20 protein-coding genes are annotated in these 23,775 nt (G+C 65.9%); 4 read left to right on the plus strand and 16 right to left on the minus strand.

Annotation, left to right across the window (positions count from 1 at the left end):
* Positions 1-19 precede the first annotated feature (19 nt).
* Positions 20-373 (minus strand): Hpt domain-containing protein, encoded by a 354-nt coding sequence (locus CKO23_RS11315; RefSeq protein WP_200331090.1) that lies wholly within the window; start codon positions 371-373, stop codon positions 20-22.
* Between the two features lie 516 nt (positions 374-889).
* On the opposite strand from CKO23_RS11315, the gene CKO23_RS11320 reads away from it, so the two are divergent.
* Positions 890-1,327: a CoA-binding protein gene (locus tag CKO23_RS11320; protein WP_200331092.1), complete on the plus strand. Its 438-nt coding sequence runs from the start codon at positions 890-892 to the stop codon at positions 1,325-1,327.
* A 41-nt stretch (positions 1,328-1,368) separates the two neighbouring features.
* Here CKO23_RS11320 and CKO23_RS11325 read toward each other — a convergent pair whose 3' ends face one another.
* From CKO23_RS11325 to cysM, 4 genes are all read right to left on the minus strand, one after another.
* Positions 1,369-2,910, minus strand: a complete 1,542-nt coding sequence (locus tag CKO23_RS11325; protein ID WP_200331094.1) for an ABC transporter substrate-binding protein — start codon at positions 2,908-2,910, stop codon at positions 1,369-1,371.
* Positions 2,873-3,340 carry a CYTH domain-containing protein gene (locus CKO23_RS11330; RefSeq protein ID WP_200331096.1) on the minus strand — a complete coding sequence of 156 codons (468 nt, stop codon included), beginning with the start codon at positions 3,338-3,340 and terminating at the stop codon, positions 2,873-2,875. The genes CKO23_RS11325 and CKO23_RS11330 overlap by 38 nt, the downstream gene beginning before the upstream one ends.
* 120 nt (positions 3,341-3,460) lie before the next feature.
* Positions 3,461-4,792, minus strand: coding sequence for a 23S rRNA (uracil(1939)-C(5))-methyltransferase RlmD (gene rlmD / locus CKO23_RS11335; protein WP_200331104.1), 1,332 nt, complete (start codon positions 4,790-4,792; stop codon positions 3,461-3,463).
* Positions 4,793-4,860: 68 nt separating this feature from the next.
* Complete coding sequence (cysM, locus tag CKO23_RS11340; protein WP_200331106.1) at positions 4,861-5,751, minus strand: cysteine synthase CysM; 891 nt, start codon at positions 5,749-5,751, stop codon at positions 4,861-4,863.
* 211 nt (positions 5,752-5,962) lie between these two features.
* Between cysM and CKO23_RS11345 the strand changes: the two genes are divergently transcribed.
* Entirely contained in the window at positions 5,963-6,349 is a 387-nt protein-coding gene (locus CKO23_RS11345) for an Hpt domain-containing protein (protein ID WP_242482369.1), read from the plus strand.
* Positions 6,350-6,366: 17 nt separating this feature from the next.
* On the opposite strand, the gene CKO23_RS11350 is transcribed toward CKO23_RS11345, so the two are convergent.
* On the minus strand, positions 6,367-6,630 hold the full coding sequence (locus CKO23_RS11350; RefSeq protein ID WP_200331108.1) for a hypothetical protein: 264 nt from the start codon (positions 6,628-6,630) through the stop codon (positions 6,367-6,369).
* A gap of 189 nt (positions 6,631-6,819) precedes the next feature.
* Here CKO23_RS11350 and CKO23_RS11355 point away from each other — a divergent pair, with 189 nt between their 5' ends.
* Together CKO23_RS11355 and CKO23_RS11360 are read left to right on the plus strand one after the other, a co-directional pair.
* Positions 6,820-9,609, plus strand: a complete 2,790-nt coding sequence (locus CKO23_RS11355) for a nitrate- and nitrite sensing domain-containing protein (protein ID WP_200331110.1) — start codon at positions 6,820-6,822, stop codon at positions 9,607-9,609.
* Between the two features lie 95 nt (positions 9,610-9,704).
* Complete coding sequence (locus CKO23_RS11360) at positions 9,705-10,118, plus strand: flagellar basal body-associated FliL family protein (RefSeq protein WP_242482370.1); 414 nt, start codon at positions 9,705-9,707, stop codon at positions 10,116-10,118.
* Positions 10,119-10,237: 119 nt separating this feature from the next.
* Here CKO23_RS11360 and CKO23_RS11365 read toward each other — a convergent pair whose 3' ends face one another.
* The 10 genes from CKO23_RS11365 to CKO23_RS11410 form a co-directional block, all read right to left on the minus strand.
* Positions 10,238-11,809 (minus strand): PP2C family protein-serine/threonine phosphatase, encoded by a 1,572-nt coding sequence (locus tag CKO23_RS11365; protein WP_346014598.1) that lies wholly within the window; start codon positions 11,807-11,809, stop codon positions 10,238-10,240.
* A 117-nt stretch (positions 11,810-11,926) separates the two neighbouring features.
* Entirely contained in the window at positions 11,927-13,738 is a 1,812-nt protein-coding gene (locus CKO23_RS11370; RefSeq protein ID WP_200331114.1) for an ATP-binding SpoIIE family protein phosphatase, read from the minus strand.
* Between the two features lie 9 nt (positions 13,739-13,747).
* Entirely contained in the window at positions 13,748-14,053 is a 306-nt protein-coding gene (locus CKO23_RS11375; RefSeq protein WP_200331116.1) for an STAS domain-containing protein, read from the minus strand.
* Between the two features lie 57 nt (positions 14,054-14,110).
* Complete coding sequence (locus CKO23_RS11380; protein ID WP_200331118.1) at positions 14,111-15,187, minus strand: chemotaxis-specific protein-glutamate methyltransferase CheB; 1,077 nt, start codon at positions 15,185-15,187, stop codon at positions 14,111-14,113.
* 1 nt (position 15,188) lies between these two features.
* Positions 15,189-16,388 (minus strand): methyl-accepting chemotaxis protein, encoded by a 1,200-nt coding sequence (locus CKO23_RS11385; protein WP_200331120.1) that lies wholly within the window; start codon positions 16,386-16,388, stop codon positions 15,189-15,191.
* A 58-nt stretch (positions 16,389-16,446) separates the two neighbouring features.
* Positions 16,447-17,058, minus strand: coding sequence for a chemoreceptor glutamine deamidase CheD (cheD, locus tag CKO23_RS11390; RefSeq protein WP_200331122.1), 612 nt, complete (start codon positions 17,056-17,058; stop codon positions 16,447-16,449).
* A 12-nt stretch (positions 17,059-17,070) separates the two neighbouring features.
* A complete protein-coding gene (locus tag CKO23_RS11395; RefSeq protein WP_242482371.1) occupies positions 17,071-17,916 on the minus strand; it encodes a CheR family methyltransferase in 846 nt (281 codons plus the stop codon).
* Positions 17,917-18,021: 105 nt separating this feature from the next.
* A complete protein-coding gene (locus CKO23_RS26365) occupies positions 18,022-20,739 on the minus strand; it encodes a methyl-accepting chemotaxis protein (RefSeq protein WP_200331126.1) in 2,718 nt (905 codons plus the stop codon).
* A 175-nt stretch (positions 20,740-20,914) separates the two neighbouring features.
* Positions 20,915-21,418 (minus strand): chemotaxis protein CheW, encoded by a 504-nt coding sequence (locus CKO23_RS11405; protein ID WP_200331128.1) that lies wholly within the window; start codon positions 21,416-21,418, stop codon positions 20,915-20,917.
* A gap of 71 nt (positions 21,419-21,489) precedes the next feature.
* A complete protein-coding gene (locus CKO23_RS11410; protein WP_200331130.1) occupies positions 21,490-23,742 on the minus strand; it encodes a chemotaxis protein CheW in 2,253 nt (750 codons plus the stop codon).
* Positions 23,743-23,775: the final 33 nt, after the last annotated feature.

A 23,775-nucleotide genomic window follows, 5' to 3' on the forward strand; every position in this document is an offset into this window, starting at 1 on the left:
CCGAAGGCCTGATGGGCGCTCAAGGCGCGGGGTCGAGAAAGCCATGCGCCTGCATCTCACGCCGCGTGCCATCGTAGATGGGCGCTAGCCGGTCCAGGACATCGGCTGCCGCCGCCAGGTCGCCGGCGCGGGTCGAACGCTCGATACCCGCCGCCGCATCGGCCAACACCTGGGCACCCAAGTTCGCGGCGCTACCTTTGATGCCGTGCGCAATCCTGGTCGCCTCGGCGATGTCCGAGCACGCCAGACACCGCTTCAATTCGACGACCTGCACGTCGAAATGGTCGACGAAGATCCTGGTGACCTTGCGAACCTCATCGAACCCCAGGAGGTCGCTCAATTCATCGAGCACAGCCTTTTCGAGATAGCGCATATCCACTCCGTGCGGGGACCGCAAGTCAAGCGCCTGGACGCTGGGCGAGCCGGATCCGTATCTGGCGGAGGTCCGCGCCGAAGGCGTCCGCGAGTATGCCATCCCGCCCCCCACGGGAGCGAGCCGGCGCACCGCCTGGCCATCGCGCGCGAGAGCGCAACACCGAGGTCGCCTGGATCTCGCGAACGGCATCTTGGATGCCGCGCCGCCCCGAGCAAGCGACCTGGGGCGGAGAACCGCGAGGGTGACTAAGTCACCGACGCGCGGCGACAAACCCTTTAGAGTCTGTCCCCAGCGAGCAGCTGCCGGTCGTCCGAGGTCCAGCAGCGTTCGGCATCGATACCAGACCCCATGGCCCTGTCCGCCGCGTCGGCGCGTCGTACAGCGGGCACAGGGTCAAACAGGCGCCATGTCCAGCCAGATCCGCTCAGACACCGCACAACCACCGAAACGCGGGCGTCGGCGGCACCTGAACGGCCACACCACTTACCCCCAACAGACTGGAAACCTCCCACGATGGCCTCGTCCTACGAAACTTTCTTCGACCATGACCGCTTCGCTGTTGTTGGCCACTCTCAGGCCAAACCCTTTCCACTGCTGAGCTATCGCGGCCTGAAGCGGCTCGGTAAGACCGTCTACCCCATCGATCCGAGCAGCGCCCTCATCGATGGCGACACGGCCTACCCCAGCCTCGACGCACTGCCGGGTCCGATCGAGGCGCTCATCATCGAAGTCCCGCGCGCCGAAACCCGCGACTGGGTCGAGGCAGCGGCGCGTGCCGGTCTGCGCGACGTCTGGATCCACATGGGGCACGACACCCCAGAAGCCGTCGCCCTCGCCGAGACGTCCGGGATCGAGCTGCGCACCGGTACCTGCGCCGTGATGTACCTCAACCCCGGCCTGAGTTACCACAGCATCCACAAGGCGATCATGAAGCTGGCCGGAAAGTACTGAGCGCTCGAAACGCCGAGCCCCCAGGCTCGGCAACTCGCGCGTCAGTTCGGCGCCTCGATCGGCGCGAGCCGAACGTCCCGCAAGCCGTCGTAGTTCCCATCCGGCGCCAGCCTGTAACCCTGGACCTCCGGGCGATGGGCGAGGATCTGGGACTCGTACCAGAGCGGCAGATAAGGCAGATCTTGGTGCAGGCGCGACTGCAGTTCCCGATAGCCGCGTGCTTGCTGCTCGAGGTTTGGCGCGGCGCCCGCCGCATCGATGAGTGCGTCGACCGCGGGGCTGATATAGCGGCCCCGATTGGCCCCGTTGGGCGGGATGGAGCCGCTGTGGAAGGCATACCTGAAGATGTCCGGGGTGTTGATGCCGACCCAGGTCAGGCCGTAGAGCTGGAAGCGGCCTTCCTTGACGTCCCCGAAGAAGGTCCCCCAATCGTAGCTGCGAATGGTCAGGGCGATGCCGACGGCCGCCAGTTGCGCCTGCATGGCCGTCGCCACGCGAATCCGAAAGGGATCGCTCGACGTCTTCATGGTCAGCGCGAGCGGGCGCTCCGGCCCATGGCCGATCGCGGCGAGCAGGGATCGCGCGAGGTCAGGGTCGTGCGCAACGGGCGCCAGCTGGGCATTCCCGGCCCAATGATCGGGCGGGAGGATGGACTCCGCGAGTCCGGCGCGGTCGCGAAAGAGGGCCTGCACCAACGCCTCGCGGTCCAGGCCATGGGCCAGTGCGCGACGCACCCGCGGATCGCCCGCGACCGGATCCTCGAGGTTGAAGCCCAGATAGGAGAGGTTCCGGCCCGGCCGGACCTCGACCCGCACCGCCGGCCGGGCCGCGAGGTAGTCGACGAGCTCGGGCGAGAGGTCGTTCTGGAGCATCTGGATCTCGCCGCGCAGCAGCTTCATGACCCGCACACTGGGGTCTTTCACGGCAATCAGCTCGACCACCTGCCCGTCGGAGCGGCGCTCCAGCACCAGCCGGCCGGGCTCCGGCCATTCCAGCATCCGAAAGGGTCCGCTGCCGAGCGGGGCATCGGTGAGCTTGCGCCCGGATTGGACGACGACCGCCGGCAGGATACCCTCGGCCAGATAGGCCGGGAGCAAGGGATCCGGGGCACGCAGATGAAAATCGATGGTGTCCGACCCGATTTCATCGACCGAGTCGATGAGGCTGAGCTGGGCGCGGTGCGGCGAGGCGTTGGCCGGGTCGAGCACATAGGCATAGGTCGCCACCACGTCCTCGGCCGTGAGTCGGCTGCCGTCGCTGAAGTCGCGGCCCGACTCACCGAGCCGGAACCGATAGTGCGTCGGACTCAGAGATTCCCAGGTCGCGATCCCGGGAACCGGCAGCCGTTGATCGTCGAACTCGACCAGGCGCCGATAGAGGAGCCGATTGATGCGCTCAGAGGTCGCGTCCGTCGCGAAGCGCGGGTCCAGCGTGCGCGCCGGACCCGAGAGACCGAACCTGAGCACGCCGTCGTCCGGGACGCCGCGATCGCAACCCGTCACCGCACCGGCGAGGACGAGGAGGATCAGCGCCCGCGCGGGCCAGTCACCAACGCCGATAGGGAAGCTGCGCCAGATTGACATTGAAGTAACGCGGATCCCCGGAGACCTCTTCACCGGCCCAGTCCGGCCGCTCGAAATCGGCCTCTTCCGCATCCAGCTCGATCTCGGCCATGACCAGCCCGGCGTTCTCGCCGGCGAAGACATCCAAGTCCCAGAGGTGCCGACCCCGGCGCACGCGGTACCGAACCTTCTCGATGACGGGCGACACCGCCAGCTCACGGAGCATGATCTCGGCATCCTCCACCGGGATCCGGTACTCGAACTCCAACCGGCTGATGCCCTGGGTGGCTCCCTTGATGGTCAGATAGGCCAGGTCGCCGCGGACCCGCACCCGCACGGTCGCTGCCGAACCCTCGGCCAGATAGCCCTGCAGGATGTGCGTCTCCTCCTCGACGGCGGCGCGCCAGCTGTCGCTGCACACCAGAAACTTACGCTCGATTTCGACGGCCATTTCGCTCTACTCAGGCAGTGTCCGGCCAGCAACCGCTCCGGCGCCTGGTCGGGATTCGGACAGGATCGACAGTCCACCGTCTCAGGCCCCTTCGCGGGGGCCGAGAGGACGGCGTTCCGGCTAGCGCTTGCGCTCGAACAGGGCCATGGATTCGACGTGTGCCGTGTGCGGAAACATGTCCATCACACCCGCCGCGCGCAGCTCGTAGCCCAGCGTATTCACCAGTCGGTCTGCGTCCCGCGCCAGGGTCGTGGGATAGCAGGAGACGTAGAGGATCCGCTCGATGCCGAGACGCGGCAGCCAGTCCAGCACCTGCAAGGCACCGCTGCGCGGCGGATCCAGCAGCACCTTGGAAAAAGACTGGCGCATCCAGGGCTGGTGGTCCAACTCGCCATAGAGGTCCGCCACCTGGAAGTCGACGTTGGCGATGCCATTGCGCTGCGCATTGGCCAGGGCACGCGCGACCAGACCGGCATCGCCTTCCACACCGACCACGCCGGCCACCCGCTTGGCCAGCGGCAGGGTGAAATTGCCCAGTCCACAGAAGAGATCCAGCACCTGATCTTCTGGCTCCAGCCCGAGCAGATCGAGCGCCTGATCCACCATCCGCCGATTCAGCTCCAGGTTGACCTGCGTGAAATCCGTCGGCAGAAAGGCCAGGTCGAGCCCATGGCCGGGCAGGCTGTAGCTCAGCTCGGTCTCCTGCCCCGGCAGCGGCCGGATCGTCTCGACACCGCCCTCTTGCAGATAGATCTTGAAGCCCTCTTCTCGACCGAGCGCCAGCAGCAGCGCCTCATCCTCGGGCGTCGGCGTCTGCATGACCCGGAACACCAGCACACAGGAGGCGTCACCCATGGCGACTTCGATCTGCGGCAACTGATCGCGGATGCTCATCCGGTCGATGGTGTCGCCGATGACCTGGAGGCGCTCGCCCACCTTGGGGTGCAGCACCTCACAGCGGGTGAGATCCGCCAGAAAGGCGTTGCCACGCTCGCGGAAGCCCACCAGGGTGCGGCCCTTCTTGGCGACGCGGCGCACACCCAGGCGCGCCTTGCGCCGGTAGCCCCAGTGCTCGGCCGTCAGGGGCGCGAGCCAGCGCTCGGGCGCCACCTTGCCCATGCGGGCGAAGACGTCGTCCAGGCTCTCCTGCTTGATGCGGATCTGGGCCTCGGCATCCATGTGCTGCAGGCTGCAACCGCCGCAGACGCCGAAATGCGGGCACCTGGGCTCGACGCGATCCGGCGAGGCGCTCAGCACCTCCTCGACCACTGCCTCGTCGAAGCGCCGTTGAACACGCCGATAGCGAAAGCGGACGCGCTCGCCAGCGAGCGCGCCATCGACGAAGACCGTCTTGCCGTCGATGTGGGTCAGTCCGCGACCTTCGTGGGTCAGGGACTCGATCTCGGCCTCGACGGCCTCTTGGGGAATGGGTTTCTTGGATTTTCTCGACACGGGGGAGGTCAGTTTTCAGTTGGCAGTTTTCAGTTGGCAGGTGTCAGTCCGGCTTGGTGTGGGCTGTATCAGGCGGGAAAGACGCCGGTGGAGAGGTAGCGGTCACCACGGTCGCAGATGATGGCGACGATGACCGCGCCCTGGAGGTCCCTGGAGAGACGCAGGGCGGCGGCGACGGCGCCTCCCGAGGAGACGCCGCCGAAGATGCCCTCCTTCGCCGCGAGCTCGCGCGCCGTTTGCTCGGCCAGGGACTGGGAGACGTCGATGATGCTGTCCACGCCGGCTGGGTCATAGATACGCGGCAGATAGGCCTCCGGCCAGCGGCGGATCCCGGGGATGTTCGAGCCTTCCTCCGGCTGCACGCCGACGATCTGGACCTGGGGATTGCGCTCCTTGAGGTAGCGCCCGGTCCCCATGATGGTCCCGGTCGTCCCCATGGCGCTCACGAAGTGGGTCACACGGCCCTCTGTGTCCGCCCAGATCTCCGGCCCCGTGGTCTCATAGTGGGCCGCCGGGTTGTCCGGGTTGGAGAACTGATCCAGACGGATCCCCTCCCCCCTCTGCTCCATGTCCTTGGCCAGATCGATGGCCGCTTCCATGCCTCCGGCCTTGGGCGTGAGGATGATCTCCGCGCCGAAGCTCTTCATGACGCCACGGCGCTCCTCGCTCATGTGCTCGGGCATGATCAGCCGCATCCGGTAGCCGCGCATGGCGGCCGCCATGGCCAGGGCGATGCCGGTATTGCCGCTGGTGGCCTCGATGAGCGTGTCGCCCGGCCGGATGGTGCCGCGCTCCTCGGCGCGGCGGATCATATTGAGTGCGGGCCGATCCTTCACCGAGCCAGCCGGGTTGTTGCCCTCCAGCTTCGCGAGGACGAGGTTGTCCGTCTCGCCTGGCAGGCGCCGCAGCCTCACCAACGGCGTGCGGCCCACGAAGTCTTCGATCGTCGGATAAGTCATCTGGCCCTCTGGCAATGGGTTCGTCGACGCCAATGGTCTCTTGCAAGCCTGAGGCGCATGCGCCGGGAGCTTACAGCCTCCAGCCAGAGGCCAGCAAACCGCGCTGTCGAGCGCTGGACCGAGAACGGCCAATGTCGGTAGAGTTCCGTTGGTATCGGCGCGACGGCAAACGGCTGTTTGCCGCATCGACTGCAAGACGGAGAGCACTCAGATGAAGACGACCGACATGCCCAGCTCGGGCGCTGATCTTGCGGTGCATGATCAGGCCGCGGCACTGGAGTACGCCGGCGGCGACGCCGAGTTGGCCGCTGATCTCATGGCCGCGCTGCTCGACGGCCTTCCGGACGAGATCGAATCGCTCAAGGCCTGCCTGGCCGAATCCGACTGGCCCGGACTCGCGGAATATGCCCACCAAGTCCGCGGCGCCACGAGCTACTGCGGCGTTCCCGCGCTGGATGCCGCCATGTCGGCGCTGGAGCGAGCGGCCCGCGTCGGAGACCCCGCGCGTTGCAGAACGGGTTTCGACGCGGTTCTCCTGCACACAGCGAAACTATTCGCACTCTTCAAGACGCCAGGGGATCTGACACCTGACACCTGAAACCTGCCAACCCGAACTCAGTCATCCGCGCCTCTCGACGCCTCAACCAGACCATTGCGCTCCAGCACGCGATGGATCTTCCTGCTGGTGCGGATGAGACGGGAGAAGTCGTCGAGACCGGGCTTCTCGCCCTGCGCCAGACGCCGCTCCCAGTCCTCCAGCTCTGTGTCGAGGTACTCCAGCAGTTTCCTGGAGCAGCCGTTGCACACCCCGGAGCACAGCTGGGCCTCGGCGGATTCGAACGGGATCGCCGCGCGCACCTGGGCAATCAGCTCGCGCATGGCCGTCTGGATGTCGGGTTTTCGCGACCGAGGTCTCTGATCCTGCGCCACAGCCCGTGACATCATTCGTGGGACCAATCCCGATCGGGCGACGGCCCCTGGGGCTCGGACCCGATCCGCGCCGCCTGCGGGCAGACCATCGCACCACCCGACGGCCAGCCTCCCCGGATCTCGCCAAGGCTTATCGGCATGCTCAACACACTCAGAATCAAGACCAAGCTCCTCCTGATCGCCGGGATCCCGGCCGCCGCGCTACTCGCGCTCACCGTCTTCGGGGCGTCACAATTGCTCGCCGAGCTGGCTCAGGTCAAGCACGCGGAGGACGTTGGCCGCGTGGTCGTCGCGCTCGGCGAGGTCGCCCACGCGCTGCAGAAGGAGCGCGGCATGAGCGCCGGCTTCCTCGCGAGCAAGGGCGACACCTTCGCCGACCGACTCCCGGCTCAACGCCAGGCCGCCCTCACCGCCGTCGCCGAGCTGCAGGCCGCCATCGGCGGGATCGACCCGACCGCGGTCGCGCCCGAGTACCGCACGCTGCTCGACGAGGCCGCTGCCGGACTGGGCGACCTCCCGGATCTGCGCACCCGCATCGGCGATCTGAAGGTCACGCCGGCCGAGTCCTTCAGCAGCTACAGCGCCATCATCGCCACCCTGCTGGACATCGCCATCCGCTCCGGCAATGAGCTGCCGGATGCCCACCTGGAGCGGCTGGCCAATGCCAAGAGCGCCCTGCTCTACCTCAAGGAACGCAACGGCCAGGAGCGCGCCATTCTCTCCGGGGCCTTCGGCGCCGGCCGGATCACGGCGGCCAATTTCGACATCCTGCTCACGCTGCTCAGCGACCAGACCAACTACCTGCGCCTCACCCAGGCCTATGCAACGCCTGCGCAACAGGCGTTCCTGGCCGATCGCCTGAGCCGGCCGATCGTCGCCGAGGTCGCGCGCGTGGAGCAGATGGTCAGGGACAAGGGCGTCGGCGCCGATCTCAACTACTCGCCGACGACCTGGTTCGACCAGATCACCGCGAAGATCGATCTGCTCCGCGAAGTGGAGCAGCGGTTCTCCGCCGACATCGAGACGGGTCTGGTGCAGACCGCGCAGGCCACCAGAACACACCTCCTGGCCTATCTCGGGCTCGCCGGCAGCGTGCTGGTGCTCACCGTCTGGCTCGGCATCTGGATCGCACGCGGCATCCTGAGACAAATCGGCGGCGAACCCGCCTTTGCCGTCGAGGTGGCGCGCGCCATCTCAGACGGCACGCTCGACAACGCCATCCCGCTGCGCGCGGGCGATGAAGACAGCCTGCTGGCCTCCATGAAGACCATGCAGCACCTGCTGAAAGACCGTATCGAAAAGGAGCAGCGCATCGCGGCCGAGCGCCTGCGGGTCCAGATCGCGCTGGACAAGGCGTCGACCAACATGATGCTGGTCGACAATCTGGGCAACATCATCTTCATGAATGCCGCCGTCGCCCGGCTGATGCGCGAATCGGCGCCCCAGATCCGCAAGGTCCTGCCAGGCTTCGATGCGGGCCACCTCCTCGGCACGCCGTTCGAGGCACTGCAGCGCCATCCCGGCGGGCACGTGGGTCTGCTCACAGACCTGCGGCACGAACAAAGCATCCAGATGGAGCTGGGCGAGCGCATCTTCCGCCTGGTCGCCAATCCCGTGGTCGACGCGGATGGCAACCGCATCGGCGCCGTGGTCGAGTGGGCGGACCGCACCAACGAGATCAAGGCCGAGCGCGAGCTTGCGAACCTGCTCGACGCCGCACTGCGCGGCGACTTCAGCCTGCGCATGAGCACCACCGACAAGCACGGCTTCTTCCGCCAGGTCGCCGAGGAGATGAACCGGCTGATGGAGATCGTCTCGGCCGGCCTCGCCGACATCGCACGCGTGCTGCACGGCATCGCCGATGGCGACCTCAACCAGCAGATCACCGCCGACTACGCCGGCACCTTCGGCGCCCTCAAGGCGGACACCAACGCGACGGTTCGCCAACTCAAGAAGATCGTCGGGGGCATCCTGGAATCGACGCAATCCATCAGCAGCGCCGCCCAGGAGATCTTCATGGGGAATTCAGACCTCTCCTCGCGCACCGAGTCCCAGGCAGGCTCGCTGGAAGAGACCGCCAGTTCCATGGAAGAACTGAGCCAGACCGTCCAGCGCAATGCTCAGAGCGCCGCCCAAGCCAACGGTCTTGCCGACACCGCCAGCCAGACCGTCCAGCAGGGCGGAGAAACCGTGAAGGCCCTGGCCGGCACCATGGGGAACATTCAGGAGTCGAGCCGCAAGATCGCGGATATCATCGGCGTCATCGACTCCATCGCCTTCCAGACCAACATCCTCGCGTTGAATGCCGCCGTCGAGGCGGCCCGCGCCGGGGAGCAGGGCAAGGGATTCGCGGTCGTCGCCGCGGAGGTGCGGCAGCTCGCGCAGCGTAGCGCTCAGGCGGCCAAGGAGATCAAGACGCTGATCGACGAGTCGGTCGCGCAGGTCGCGGGCGGAGCTCGACTGGCCACCCAGGCCGGCGATGAGATGGACGCCGTCATCCGGCACTTCAAAGAGGTCGCCACGCTGGTCTCTGAGATCTCCGCCGCCAGCCGCGAACAGTCGTCCGAGATCGAGCTGGTGACGCGTGCCGTCAGCCAGATCGACGAGATGACGCAACAGAATGCGGCGCTCGTCGAAGAGGCCACCGCCGCCACCGAGAGCCTGGAGGAGCAGGCGCGCGAGCTCTCTGGGACGGTCGCCGTCTTTCGCTTCGATCGCGGCGAGCCAAGGCAGGACCCGCCGTGGAACGGCCGGGAGCGCCGTGGTCCGCGGCGGGCGACCAATGTCGCCCGCATCCGCCCGACCCCAGGCCCCGCCGCAGAGGCGTCAGGGCCTGCGAACTCGCGCTCCAAGCAAGAGCCAGCCCCGGCGCCCAAACACCATGCACCCCGGCCGGCGCGCGAAGACGACGACTGGGAAGAGTTCTGAGCAGGTGTAACCAGTTATCCAGAAGCAAGCCGGCCGCCCGAAACGGCCGGCTCGACCATCAACCTAACGCACACCCGAGGTTCGCGATGCTGTCGATGAATCGCCACGCAGGCATCTTCCTGGCCATGGCCCTCATGCTACCCACCACACTGGCGTTTGCGAGCGGCGGCGGCTCGGGCGCCACCGGGGATTTTCCCGGCTACATGGAGATCGATCCCGCGCTCGTCGTCAATCTCTCCAACCCGAGCAAGGCCAGGTATCTGCGCGTGGACATCCAGCTCTTCATCGAGAGCAAGGAAGAGGCCGACCTGGTGGCACACCACATGCCCCGTCTCCGCGACCGCCTGATCAGCCTGCTCGCCGGACGCGACGGCAGCACCCTGACGACGACCGAGGCGCGTGACGCCCTGCGCGGCGAACTCCTGAGCGACTTGCGCGAGACCATGACGGCACAGGCCGGAAGGCCAGCCATCAGCGCAATCTACTTCACCGGATTCATCATGCAGTGACCCTGGATCCGGCGGTTAACCGCCGGATCCAGGGTGACGAACTGGGATCGTCAGGATGGCGGTGTCCGCGACCCCAGGACATCGTCTTCGCCCGTCATCCGCCTCGACCATCGAGCCCCTCACCAGCGATAGACGGCCTCGATGACCTGCCGCCGCGCATCCTCGCTGAACGATTCGCAGAGGCCCCGCAGCGTCTCCTGCCTCGCGCTCGGGTGTTCGGCCGCCGCGACGGCCCCGCCGCCCGCGTGACCCATGATCCGAATCCAGATGCGTCCACCCTCCGGGAGTGGCGTAGAGCGGATTTCGAGCCTCACCCGACCCGGATCAGACTGTCGCGGATCCTGCCCCAGGACCTTGATGTCGACATCCCGCAGCGCATGCGCGCGCAGCGCCGCGAAGAGTCGTTCCAGGGCCTCGCGCTGAGACTCGATGCCGTCCAGCAGGCCGAGTGGCTTGAGCAGGGATTGAAGAGACCCTGCCCTGGCAAGATCCTCGGGCGCGAGCTCAAGCGACCAGGCCCAGTCTCCACCGAGCGCCTGGCCGGACTCCGGCTCGGGCACCTCGATGCAGACCGGCGCGATGCGAAGCTCCAGCAGCGCGATGTCGTCGCGCTGCGGAGTCTCTCCACAGTGTTGCCGCAAGGACTCGGCAAGCGCCGGGAAGATCGGCTCGCCATGGGTCCAGTCGGTGAGATGGGGATCGAGCCGGACCGCACCGAAGGCCTGATCGCCCTGGTCGCGCGCCGCCATCAAGCCGTCGCTGAAGAGCAAGAGGCTGTCACCGACCTCGACCCGCCGCTCGCGCGGCAGATCGCCGGGCGGCAGCTCGCTCAGCACCCCCAGAGGCACGGCGTGAGAGGCGAGCTCCTGAAGGCCAGCGCGCGTCCTCAGCCAGGCGCTCGGCATGCCGCCGTTCCACCAGCTGAGCCGGCGACCACTGCCGGACAGCGTGATGAGACAGGCCGACATGAAGCGGTCGGAGGGGAGCAGTCCATGCAGCTTGCGGTTGATTTCATTCAGCACCTCGGCGTCCTCGACGCCCTTGAGCGTCATGGCGTGGAACGCATCGGCGACCGGGAGGGCGCCAATGGTCGCCCCAAGCCCGTGCCCGGTGATATCGGCCATCAGAATCCGCAGACCACCGTCCGGCAGGTGCTGGGTCAACAAGAGATCACCGCCGAAGGTCGCCGCCGAGGTCTGCAGGCAGCTCAGATGCTCGCTGCTGACATTGCGGTTGTTGATGGCCCGGCTGAAGACGCGCTCGGCGAGTTGCTGCTCCTGTTGCTCGCGCTCCAGCAGATCCGCCAATGGCTGGCTGCTCGCCGCCATGCGGCGTTGCAGCTCACGCACGCGCTCGGTCGCCAGGATCCGCGCCTTGAGCAGCGTGAAGCTGAAGGGCTTCGTCAGGAAATCGTCACCGCCGGCTTGGATGCAGCCCATCATGGTCTCCTCGTCGGAGAGGGCCGTGAGGAAGATGACCGGCACGAAATCGCCCGCCGCCGCGGCTTTGATCCGACGGGTCGCCTCGATGCCGTTCATCACCGGCATCATGATGTCCATGAGGACGATGTCCGGGCGCTCGCGCTCGAAGCAGCGGATCGCCTGCTCGCCGTCGATCGCGGTGCAGACGCTGAACCCCTCCAGTTCGAGCATCCGCTTGACCAGTTGGAGATTCACTGGATCGTCGTCCACGACCAACGCCTTGCCCCGCGAGCACGCCGGCAGCCTCGCGAGGCGAGCGTGCGGCGTCCCCTCGGGCGAAAGAGATTGGACATGCGGCATGGGGATTCCTTCCGTCACCTGCGGATCTCATTGGTTCGAAAACGCTGGGGTACCGATGTTTCGCCCCGCCCGCAGGGGATCGGGCCGCAACGGCCATCGGTAGACGACCTCGGCCCGTGAGCCATCGCCGTGGAACCGAACCGACTCGCACAGCTGCCTGAGCAAGGGGATTCCGCGCCCCCAGGGCCGCTGCGTATCGAGCGCCAGCGCCCGGGTGTCCGCTTCGCGGAAACCCTCGCCCGAGTCGCGGACCTGCATGCGAACAGAGCCGCCATCGGCGCTCGGCTCGAAGTCGACCTGGATGGAGACGCTGCCCGAGCATGCGTCCCCGAGCCGTCGCGCACGCTCCTTGTAGAAGGCGTCGAATCCCTCCGGCGTGGCCTTGAGCGTGGAATCCAGCTTGAGCACGCCGTGCTCCAGGGCATTCGCATAGAGTTCCGTCAGGATGGTTTCGAGCACGACTATCTCCTTGCGCAAGCCATCCACGAGTCCCAGCGGCCCCAGCATGGATTCGAGCGTTGGCTGGATCTGCAGCCGTTCGCCTTCCAGCTCCAGGGTCAGGGTCCAGCCGCTGTGCATGGGTACGTCAGAGACCGGGGCGGGCGTCCCGAAGAGCCCCGTCTCGATCGGGATATCCAGAACGGCGATGTCGTCCAATTGCTCGGCGCCCTGGCCATGCAGGTCCAGTGCCTGGCACAGCGCTGGCAGAATGCGGCCGGACTCAGGCTCGCGCCAGGCGTCCAGCACGGCCGGAAAACCCTCGGTGACGAACATGCGCTCCTCGCGATCATGGGCCTCGAGCAGGCCGTCCGTCATCAACAGCAGGTGATCGCCCCGGCTCAACCGCACCCGCCGGGGCGACTCCTCCAACGGCAGATCGGGGAGAATGCCCAAGGGCAGGGCATGCGCCGTCAGCTCCCGCAAGCCGCCGCTGGTCTTCAACCAACCGCTCGGCATGCCGCCATTCCACCACCGCAGCTCTTCGCAATTGGCCGGAATGGTGACCAGGATGGCCGCCATGAAGCGATCCGCGGGCAGCAGCTGATAGAGCTTGCGGTTGAGCTCGGCCAGCACCTGGGCATCGCTCACGCCCTTGCGCGTCATCGCATGAAAGGCATCCGCCACCGGCAAGGCCGCAACCGCCGCCGCCAGGCCATGGCCGGTAAAGTCGCCAATCAGGAGACGCAAAGCGCCGTTCGGCAGGTGTTGAGTGAGCACGATGTCGCCGCTGAAAATGGCCGCCGGGCGGAACACCATGCCGATCTGGTCCATGACGACATTACGCCCCTTCACGGCACGATCCAGGACGCGCTCGGCCAGCGCCTGCTCCATGCGCTCGCGCTCCAGGAGTGCGGCAACGGTCTGGTTGCGCTCCGACATCCGCTGCTGGAGTCCACAGACGCGCTCCATCACCAGGATGCGCGCCCTGAGCGCGCTCGCCCTGAAGGGCTTCAAGAGGAAGTCGTCGGCGCCGGACTCGATGCAGCGCAGCAAGAGCGCCTCGTCACGCTGGTGCGCCGTGAGGATGACCGGGACGAAACGGTCGCCGGCGAGTGCCTTGATGAGACGCGTGGCCTCGAAGCCGTCCAGGCCGGGCAAATCGGTGCCGACGAAGACGATGTCCGGCCGCTCCGCCTCGAAGCGGGCGATCGCCTCCTCGGCCGTCGTCAAGACCAGACAACCGCAGGCGTGGGCCGCCAATACCGGCACCATCACCTCGGCGATGCGCGGATCCGGCTCCACGATCATCGCGTAACCGCGCCGCCCCAGCCAACGCGGGCCGGAGTCGGCAAGGCCCAAGGGGGCCGGGAGGTCTCGCGAGGCGTTCAGGGCGTGCATGGCACTTGGTCAGTCGACCGTGAACAGCTTGTCGAAGTTGGCGATCTTCAGCACGCGCGCCACATCCTCGCTGGCGCCCGTGATCCTGACCCGCTTGGGGTCGGAGCCGACAAACTCGCGCAGCAGAAGCAGCATGCCGAGCGCGGAGCTGTCGAGATAGGAGGCATCCGAGAGATCGACGACGAACTTGGTCGTCTTGCCCGTCGCATCCTTGTACGCCTCCCTGAAGGCCTTGTGCTGGGAGAAGTCGAAGCGCCCGTCGATGGCGATGACGACCTGGGACTTCTCCGCGTCAGAACGTGCCGTGACACCCATGTGTAGCTCCGTGTTGTCTTATTGATCGAATCTTCAGCTTGATTGAATCTTCAGCGTCTAGCGCTTGGCCGCCGCACCCTTGAGCAGGGCATCCGCGATCTGCTGCAAGGGCAGAACCTCCCGCGCCGCGCCGCGCTTGACGGCCTCGCCCGGCATGCCCCACACCACGCTGGTCGCCTCGTTCTGAGCAACGGTATAGACGCCGATCTCGTGCAGTTCCTTGAGCCCCTCGGCCCCGTCCGCGCCCATGCCCGTGAGCAAGGCGGCGGTCGCATTGGTTCCGGCCGCCTTGACGACGGAGCGGAAGAGCACGTCGACGCTGGGCCGATGCCGGTTCACAGGCTCGTTCTGGTTCAGCCGGCAGACATATCTGGCCCCATCGCGCGCGATCTCGAGATGGAAGTCGCCGGGCGCCACATAGGCGTGCCCGGACATGACGCGATCTCCCTCGGCGGCCTCCTTGACCACCAGGCCGGTCTGACGATTCATGCGCTCGGCAAAGGCCGCGCTGAAGCCCGGCGGGATGTGCTGCGCGATGACCACGCCGGGCGTATCCGGCGGCAACCGCAGCAACACCTCCTTGATGGCCTCGGTCCCGCCGGTCGAGGCGCCAATGGCGATGACGCGGTCGGTCGTGCGGAAGGACTGGATGGCCCGCCGTGGGATCTCGGCCGGCCCTTCGGCCGCGGCGGCACGGGCTGGCAGCGGTGGCAACGCCCGAACCCGAGCCCCGGCCGCCGCGCGGATCTTGGCGACCAACTCGTCCGCGTACTCCTGCAAGCCGTATCTCAGGTCCATGTCCGGCTTGCGCACGAAATCGACGGCGCCCAGCTCGAGGGCGTGCAGCGTCACCTCGGCGCCCTTCGCCGTCAGGGACGACACCATCACCACCGGCATGGGGCGCAGGCGCATGAGATTGCGCAGGAAGGTGAGCCCATCCATGCGAGGCATCTCGACGTCCAGCGTCAACACGTCCGGATCCAGCGCCTTGATCTTGTCGCGCGCGATATAGGGATCCTGCGCGGCGCCCACCACCTCGATCCCGGGCGCCTGGCCCAGGATCTCGGTCAGCAGCTTCCGCACCAGGGCCGAGTCGTCGACGATGAGAACGCGAATAGGGTTGGCCACGGGCACCTCAGAAGAGCTCGATATCGCCTTCGTCCATGGATTGCTGACTCACGGGGCGATGGGCCGCCGCGATCAGCTCGGTGCGCAGGGTCTCGAGCCGCTGCTTGGCCTGCGCGATGTCCTCCGGCGAGCGCAGCTGGCCGGAGGGAATGAGCTTGAGGTCCGCCACGAACCTGTCCATGAAATCGATGCGCATCTGCGCCTGCACCAGCACCTGACGGGTGATGTCCTCGAACTGGAGCAGACGCACGGCGGCGCCGACGTTCGACTGGAGGCGCTCGACCACGACCGCCAGCTCGCTCAAGCCTTGCGACACCATGGCGTTGAGGCTCTGAACCTGAACGATCATCTCGTCCATGGCGCCCTTGGCGGTGATGGAGGCGTTGAGATCCTGGGATGCCATCTCGCCGACGATGTCACGGGTGTCCTGGAACACGAACTGGGCCGCCTCGACCTGGTCGCGGATCTGGTCGTTGAACTCGGCGGCGTCCTGGGAGAGCTTGCGCACCTCCTGGGCCACGACCGCGAAGCCGCGCCCTGCCTCGCCGGCGCGGGCCGCCTCGATCGCGGCATTGAGGGCGAGCAGATTGGTCTGACGCGCGATGCGCTTGGCGCCGTCCAGCCGCTCGAAGATGTCGTTCATCTGGGTCGTGAGATCGTCGATCTGATGCGCGACCTGGATGCTGTGTTTGCCCATGTCGATCAGCCGTGCGACGTTCTCGGACAGCAGCTCGCTGTTCGCCTGCAGGAACTGATTGATATCGATGAGATCGCTGTGATCCTGCCCATCGCCCGCACTCTGGGTGACCAGGCGCATCACCAGCCCCTGCTGCGCGCGCGACTCCTCCGAGAGCCCGGTGAAGCTGGAATGGAGATCACGCGCCGCGTGACCGACCAAGTCCATGGCCTGCCCCACCAACTGGCGCAGCTCGACCATCTGCGGGCCGATGAGTCCGTCGGTCTCGACCACCAGATCCCAGAGTTCGTGCTCGGCCTGTCCGGTCGATGACGGCCCAGGCGCCGCGAGAGCGCCAGACGCCTCGGGCGCCGGCGCGCGCTGGCGGCGCAGGCCCCAGAGAGGCCAAATCAGCGCCACGCTCAGGACCCACGCCCAGGCTGGCAAGACGCCCGGAATCACGAGAGACAGCAGCCACACCAGCACGCTGATGCTGAGCGGTGGCCAGTGCGTTTTGATCTTGTCCAACATCTACTCTCCTTCCGGGCTTGGCCCGATCACCGAGCTCGACAGACTCCGACAGCGTATGTCAGGAGAACAACTCGACCTCGCCCTCCATCTTCGATTGGCGCAGCGTCTCGCGGTAGCTGCGCTCGCGCTCGATGATGGTGTCGTTGTGCATGCTCCGCAGCTTCTTCACCAGCACGCGTCCCGTCGTCGGGAAGAAGTAGACCTTGCGGGGATAGTTGCCCAGCAAGTCCTGGGCGGTGACCTTGATGTCTTCGGTGCGCAGGTACTCGACGACGAACGTGGCGTTGCGCTCCCCCACGACGTGATTCTTGAAGCCAGGCAGCACGTTGCCACCGCCGAAGATCTTGGCCTCCAGGTTGGAGCGCCGCGCGCCGAGCTTGAGCAGCTGGTTGATCAGGATCTCCATGGCGTAGTCGCCGTAGCGCATGGAGCGGCCAAAGCGGCTGTCGTCGTCGCGCTTGTCGTCCGGCAGCATGAAGTGATTGATGCCTCCGGTGCCGCTCACGCGATCCCGAATGCAGGCGGCAACACAGGAACCCAACACCGTGACCATGAGAATCTCACGCCTGGAGACATAGTATTCCCCCGGCAGGATCTTGACCGCGTCCGTCTCGAAATGACGGTCGTAGTAGAGATTGGGCGCCAAGACTTCCTCGAATCCATGATCCATCGGGTTCTCCGCTCACTGACTGCCCAATGGGGCATAGACCGTCTTGCCTTGTAGACGGAAGAGGTCCGAAACATGGGTCAGGCTCTCCGAATGGCCCACGAAGAGGAGACCGTCCTGGCGCAGCAGGGGATGGAAGCGCGCCAAGAGCCTGTACTGTGTCGGTTTGTCGAAATAGATGAGCACATTGCGGCAGAAGATGACGTCGAAGCGTCCGCGCATCGGCCAGTGGTCGTCGAGCAGGTTCAACGGGTGGAAGCTGACCAGGGCGCGCACCTCGGGGCGCACGCGCACCATGCCGGCCTGCGCCCCCTTGCCGCGATGGAAGAAGCGCTTGCGCACCTCCTCCGAGAGCTTCTCCACCCGCTCGATCGGGTAGACGCCCTTGTAGGCGTGCTTGACGACATTGGTGTCCAGATCGGTCGCCAGGATCTTGACCGGCGGCTTCCAGGTGCCGAAGGCATCGATCATGGTCATGGCCATGGAATAGGGCTCTTCGCCCGTCGAGCAGGCCGACGACCAGAGCGTGACCGGATTCTGACCCTTCCGCTTCACCTCCAGGGCGCGCTCGGCCAGGATCGGGAAGTGATGCTGCTCGCGGAAGAAGGACGTCAGATTGGTGGTCAGCGAGTTGGTGAAGTGCTGCCACTCCTCCGGGTTCTCATCGAGAAATCTCAGATAGCCCTGAAAGGTGTTCAGCCCATTGGCGCGCAGACGACGGGCGATACGGCTGTAGACCATGTCGACCTTGCCGTCGCTGAGCGAGATGCCCGCATGCTCGTAGATGAGCCCGCGGATCTGCTCGAAATCCGCGGGGGTGAACTGAAACTCGCGCTCGCGCGTCGCTGATTCGGAAGACAATTGACACGACCCCATCGTTGCGGCTGCCCCGCTCTCTTCGCGAGAGGCTGGTTGCGCGCCTAATTGATTCGGACACCGCGGCCATCGACGCTCAGCCTGCGAGCGTCAAAACTCCTCCCACTCGTCCTCCGCGCTCTGCAACTGAGCCGGCACGGCTGGGCCGGTCGCACGCGCCGTCGCCGCCCGCCCCTTCTGCCCCATGCGCACCGGCGCGGCAGCACCGCGACTCGCGCGAGCCTCGGGCGTGGGCGCGGCAGGCGTCCTCGCCGTCGGACGCGGCGCTAGAGCCTGGGTGCGTCCGCCCTCGGCGCCATCGACGCGGAAGACGCTCACGGCCCGCGCCAGCCCCTGCGCCTGCTCCTCAAGCGACTCGGCGGCAGCCGCCGCCTCCTCCACCAGCGAGGCGTTCTGCTGGGTGACGTCGTCCATCTGCGTGATGGCCTGATTCACCTGTTCGATCCCCGAGGTCTGCTCGTCCGAGGCGGCGGAGATCTCGGCGATGAGGTCGGAGACCCGCTTCACCTGGTTGACGATCTCCTCCATGCTCTCGCCCGCCGCGTGGACCCGCTCGCTTCCGGTCGCGATAGCCTGCGCGTCCTCCTGGATCAGCACCTTGATCTCCTTCGCCGCCGTGGCCGAGCGCTGCGCGAGGCTGCGGACCTCCGCCGCGACCACCGCGAACCCGCGTCCCTGCTCGCCGGCCCGCGCCGCCTCGACCGCGGCGTTGAGCGCCAGGATGTTGGTCTGGAAGGCGATGCCGTCGATGACGGAGATGATGTCGCTGATCTTCTCGGCACTCGCGGTGATGACCTGCATGGACGCGACAGCGGCCTTGACCTGCTCACCGCCGCGGCTCGCCGAGTCACGCGCGCCACTGGAAAGCAGGTTCGCCTGGCGGGCGTTGTCCGCGTTCTGTTTGACCGTCGAGGTCAGCTCTTCCATGCTCGAGGCGGTCTCCTCAAGACTGGATGCCTGCTCCTCGGTGCGTTGCGAGAGGTCCGAGTTGCCGGATGCGATCTCACCGGCCGCCGTATTGATGGTGTCGGCCGATTCCTTGATCTGGCCAATCAGCTGCTTGAGCGTACCCACTGTGTCATTGGTACTGTCTTTCAGCTGTCCGAAGGTGCCCTGATAGTCGCCGTCCATCCGCTGGTTCAGATCACCCTGAGAGACCGCATCGAGCACCCGAGCCACCTCGCCCAGGCCGCGCGCGGTGATCTCCACCAAGGTATTGATGCCTTCGCCGAGACGCTTGAAGAAACCATCGAGATCATGCGTCGCCACCCGATTGGAGAAATCGCCGGCCGCGGCGGCCTCCACCAGGGCGGTCACTTCGCGCTCGATCTTCAATTCCTCGGTGCGATCCTCCCACTCGATGACCGTGCCGATGCGAGAACCGTCCTTGTCCGCAATGGGATTGGCGATCAGATTGAAAATGCGCCCAGCGATGGTGATCTGGGCCTCATGCCGGGAACGCATGACCTCCATCATTCGGTTCTGATGCGAGGGGTTCTTGTCGAAGACGTCGAGACTGGATCCGACCAAACGCTCGGGATCGAAATTCGGCAGATCGCTGCGAATCTCATGAGCGGCCTTGCGAAACATCTCGATGATCGATGGGTTGGCATAGACGATTTCGCCGTCGGGCATCGACAGCATCACGTTCGAAGCCACGCTATCGAGCGCGTAACGAATGCGTAGGCTTTCGGTGGCCACGCGACGGGCTTCGGTCATGTCGGTCTTGAGCTTGGACTGCATGCTGGCCAGCCCCTTGAGCGCCTGGCCGACCTCGTCTTCGCGCGCCTCGTCGATGACCTGGTCATAGTCGCCGCCGCCAATCGCCGCGAATTTTCCCACCAGATCGCGCAATGGACGGACCACCAAGCGACCAGTGATCCAGCCCAGTAGCAACACCAAGGCTGCGCCGATGCCCAAACCGATACCGACCACGCTCAAGATCTGTGCACGAACCGCCTCGGTCACTTCGGACTCGGGGAACGCCGCCAGGACGCTGTAACCCCAGGGCGCGAACGACCGACGCTCGACCACCCAACCTGCGGGCGCACCGGCAACCATCGCTGCGACCACTTCTGGGTCCGCATCGCGGCTGTGCATGCGTACCCGCTGGCGATCGTCGAGCAGGACCATGAGCCCCCGCTTCAGAATATGACTGTCGGCAATCCCATCCTCCAGCACCTTCAGGTCAGCCTTGTAGCCAACATAGCTGATCCCGATCACGGCCCCCGTGGCGTCATGGATGGGCGCGTAGCCGGTCAGGAAGGGATTCCCCAGAATATCGACCTGACCGAAGAATGGCTGATCCGCGCGAATCGCCTGGATCGCCTTACCGTTGGGATCGAGCACGGTGCCAATGGCGCGCTTGCCCTCGCGCATGACGTTGGTGGAGACGCGCACGAACTCATCGCCTTGCCGAACGAACAGGGTCGCCGTGCCGCCGGCAATCGCCGTGACGCGATCCACCAGTTCGAACCGATTGGCCTGTGGCTGCCCACCCAGCAACAGATCGGGGACTTGGCGCTCGCCCACGGTGACGCTCTCGCCCAGCGACGCGGTGCCAAGAGCCTCGACCCCTTGCGTCAGCAAGGCCATCGACGCCTGGACACGCTCCTTCATGATCGCGTCGGTCACGGCCAACAAGCGTTCGGCCGAATCCAGCCCGGCTGCAACCTCCTTCCCCGCCTGAGCACGCATGGCGGCGCTGCCGTTCAACGCCAAGACGCCGACGAGGATCAACACCACGCCGAGGGTAAGAATGGCAACGGCGAGGTAGAGCTTGGCTTGCAGGCTTTTTCTAAACATCATGAAAGTGTCCTAGGCAAGATGATTGGTCGAGTTCCAGGCCGGTAGGGCGGATACCCGCCAGGGTGATCCGCCTCTTCAAGGGTAGCGACCAGCCTGAACGCCCCACGCCGGAATCGCGACCGCGCGGCGGAAAGGATGAACAAGGACATCAGATCCCGTATTCAAGGAACACACCCTAGGCGACGGCCGTCTGCACTTGCTCGACCAGGCCCATTTCCGCGCTCGTCATCAGCTTCTCGATATCCACCATAATGATCATCCGATCTTCCAGCGTGGTCAGACCATCGATGTAATCGGTATCCATCACGGCGCCGAACTCGGGTGCGGAGCTGATCTTGTCACGACCGAGCGCAATCACATCCGAGACGCCATCGACCACCATGCCGATCACCCGTCCGGCGATATTCAGAATGATGACGACCGTGAACTGGTTGTACTCGACCTGACCCAAGTTGAATTTCAGGCGCATGTCGATGATGGGCACGATCACGCCGCGCATATTGATCACGCCCTTGATGAAGGCCGGCGAGTTGGCAATCTTGGTGACCGCGTCGTAGCCACGAATCTCCTGCACCTTGAGGATGTCGATCCCATACTCTTCGTCGCCGAGAGTGAAGGTCAGGTACTCCCGCGAATCGTCGCTCATCGTCGAGGCCCCCTCCTGGCTCAAAACGTTCATGTCTTAGGCTCCGATGGATTTGAAGTTATCAGTGGAGAAGTTGTCAGTGGAGAAGTTGCCAGTGGATCGGCTCAAGCCGCCTTGCGGTTGAGTCGAACCAGGGCATCGACGTCCAGGATGAGTGCCACGCGGCCGTCGCCCATGATGGTGGCACCCGAGACGCCCTCGACCTTGCGGTAGTTCGTCTCCAGGCTCTTGATGACGACCTGATGCTGGGCGACCAACTCCTCGACCAGCAGTGCCGCGCGCCCCTCGTTGGTGTCGACGATGACCAGGATCCCGTCCTCATGCCGAATCTTCTCCCCGGCGAAGCCGAAGACGTCGTGCAGGACCACCAGCGGCAGATACTCGCCATTGACCAACGCCAACTGGCCACGCCCCGCAACCGACTTGAATTGCTCGGGTCTCGGCTGGATCGACTCCCGGATGGCGGTGAGCGGCAGGATGAAGATCTCCTCGCCCATGCGCACCGAGAGACCGTCCAGGATCGCCAGGGTGAGCGGCAGCCGGATGGTGATCTGGGTGCCCCGGCCCGGCTTGGAGTCGATGTCGACCCGGCCGTTCATCTCCTCGATGTTGCGCCGCACCACGTCCATGCCGACGCCGCGACCGGAGATGTCGGTCACCTTTTCCGCCGTCGAGAATCCGGCATGGAAGATGAGTTGCCAGACCTCTTTGTCAGTCGGGTTCTCGGGCATGGGGATGCCCTGCTTCGCGGCCTTGGCCAACAGCTTTTCGCGGCTGAGTCCGGCGCCGTCGTCGCTCACCTCGACCACGACGCTGCCGCCACGGTGGCTGGCGCGCAGCAGAATCTCGCCGATCTCGGGCTTGCCCGCCTCGCGGCGCTGCTCCGGCAGCTCGATGCCATGATCGATGCTGTTGCGCACCAGATGGTTGAGCGGATCGGCCAGACGCTCGATCAGCCCCTTGTCCAGCTCGGTATCCTCGCCGACGAGCTTGAGCGTCACCTTCTTCCCCAAACTCGCCGCGGTGTCTCGCACCACGCGCGGGAAACGGTTGAAGACGAAATTGATCGGCATCATGCGGATGGACATCACCGCCTGCTGCAGGTCGCGCGAATTGCGCTCCAGGTTGGAGAGTCCGCTGAAGATGCGCTCGAAGAGCACGGGGTCGAGGTTGGAGGCCGACTCCGCGAGCATGGCGTGCGTGATGACCAGCTCGCCGACCAGATTGATGAGCTGATCGACCTTTTCCACGCTCACGCGGATCGAGGTCTCGGCGGCGGCGGGACGCGCGGCCCCGGCCGCCATGGGCTTGCGCTCGCCCCCCTTGATCGAACGCAGGGGCTGCGCCGCGCTTGCGGATGTCTCGTGATCGCCAGCCTCTTCAGGCACACCGGGCGCGGCGTCGAAAAAGCCGAAACCCTGCGCCTCTTCGGCGCGACTCCGGCTCGCGACGGCAGCGACTTCCTGCATCCCAGGACTGCCGCCGAAGAGTCCGAAACCGCTCTCCTCCTGATCCAGTGCCTGCTCGCTACCGGGTGCCCCGGCGAAGAAACCGAATCCATCCTCATCCTCATTCTGCTCCAGCGCCGGCGCGCGACCCGGCGCCCCGGCGAAGAAGCCGAATCCGTCTTCTTCCTCATCCTCCAGGCACGCGGAAGCGGTCTGCTGGGAAACGGCGCTGTCGACCGTGATCTCGACAGGCTCCGGGTCGCCGAGGAAGGCGATGACATCGCGGATGCCACGCTCGTCGCTGGCGCTCGTCAGACGCCAATGGTGGAGATCCTCCGCATCCTCCCGCACCCGTTCGAGCGGACCGAGCATGACGAGGGCATCGGCAAGCGCGCGAAGATCCGCGCCCGAGAGCGGCCCGATCTCGCTTGGCCGAAAGCGCAGCTGCCAGGTCACCGGCTCGCGCGGCGCCGCCGGGCTCGCGGCGACGGGCTCGATCGCGTCACCGCCCTCCGTCGGATCCAGTCGAGCCAGGATCTCGAGCCGCTGGCAGACCTCCGCGACGCGCGGATCTTCGTATTCGGTTCCGGACTGATGCGCGGCGAGCTGCTCCTTGAGGACATCGCCCGCCTGGAGGAAGGCATCGATCATCTCGACCGTGGGCGCCAGCTCCTGCTTGCGCAGCCGGTCCAAAAGGGTCTCCAGGACATGGGTCACCTCGGCCATGTCGCCGAAGCCGAAGGTGCCAGCCCCGCCCTTGATGGAATGCGCCGCGCGAAAGATGGCGTTCAGCGTCTCCAAGTCCGGCGCCTCGACATCCACCTCGAGCAGTAGCCCTTCCATCGCGGCCAGGTGCTCGCCGGCCTCTTCGAAGAACACCTGATAGAACTGACTCAAATCGATGGCCATTCCCATTCCCCTCGTGTCGGTTGGAGCCGCGCA

Source organism: Thiocystis violacea (genome assembly GCF_016583565.1).
In the GTDB taxonomy this organism is placed as follows: Bacteria; Pseudomonadota; Gammaproteobacteria; order Chromatiales; family Chromatiaceae; genus Thiorhodococcus; species Thiorhodococcus violaceus_A.

What these genes read in the sequence shown, in the direction of transcription:
- CKO23_RS11315 (WP_200331090.1), bottom strand. Translation starts at nt 373, where the DNA reads ATGCGCTATCTCGAAAAGGCTGTGCTCGATGAATTGAGCGACCTCCTG.
- CKO23_RS11320 (WP_200331092.1), top strand. Translation starts at nt 890, where the DNA reads ATGGCCTCGTCCTACGAAACTTTCTTCGACCATGACCGCTTCGCTGTT.
- CKO23_RS11325 (WP_200331094.1), bottom strand. Translation starts at nt 2,910, where the DNA reads ATGTCAATCTGGCGCAGCTTCCCTATCGGCGTTGGTGACTGGCCCGCG.
- CKO23_RS11330 (WP_200331096.1), bottom strand. Translation starts at nt 3,340, where the DNA reads ATGGCCGTCGAAATCGAGCGTAAGTTTCTGGTGTGCAGCGACAGCTGG.
- cysM (WP_200331106.1), bottom strand. Translation starts at nt 5,751, where the DNA reads ATGACTTATCCGACGATCGAAGACTTCGTGGGCCGCACGCCGTTGGTG.
- CKO23_RS11345 (WP_242482369.1), top strand. Translation starts at nt 5,963, where the DNA reads ATGAAGACGACCGACATGCCCAGCTCGGGCGCTGATCTTGCGGTGCAT.
- CKO23_RS11350 (WP_200331108.1), bottom strand. Translation starts at nt 6,630, where the DNA reads ATGCGCGAGCTGATTGCCCAGGTGCGCGCGGCGATCCCGTTCGAATCC.
- CKO23_RS11355 (WP_200331110.1), top strand. Translation starts at nt 6,820, where the DNA reads ATGCTCAACACACTCAGAATCAAGACCAAGCTCCTCCTGATCGCCGGG.
- CKO23_RS11360 (WP_242482370.1), top strand. Translation starts at nt 9,705, where the DNA reads ATGAATCGCCACGCAGGCATCTTCCTGGCCATGGCCCTCATGCTACCC.
- CKO23_RS11370 (WP_200331114.1), bottom strand. Translation starts at nt 13,738, where the DNA reads ATGCACGCCCTGAACGCCTCGCGAGACCTCCCGGCCCCCTTGGGCCTT.
- CKO23_RS11375 (WP_200331116.1), bottom strand. Translation starts at nt 14,053, where the DNA reads ATGGGTGTCACGGCACGTTCTGACGCGGAGAAGTCCCAGGTCGTCATC.
- CKO23_RS11385 (WP_200331120.1), bottom strand. Translation starts at nt 16,388, where the DNA reads ATGTTGGACAAGATCAAAACGCACTGGCCACCGCTCAGCATCAGCGTG.
- cheD (WP_200331122.1), bottom strand. Translation starts at nt 17,058, where the DNA reads ATGGATCATGGATTCGAGGAAGTCTTGGCGCCCAATCTCTACTACGAC.
- CKO23_RS26365 (WP_200331126.1), bottom strand. Translation starts at nt 20,739, where the DNA reads ATGATGTTTAGAAAAAGCCTGCAAGCCAAGCTCTACCTCGCCGTTGCC.
- CKO23_RS11405 (WP_200331128.1), bottom strand. Translation starts at nt 21,418, where the DNA reads ATGAACGTTTTGAGCCAGGAGGGGGCCTCGACGATGAGCGACGATTCG.
- CKO23_RS11410 (WP_200331130.1), bottom strand. Translation starts at nt 23,742, where the DNA reads ATGGCCATCGATTTGAGTCAGTTCTATCAGGTGTTCTTCGAAGAGGCC.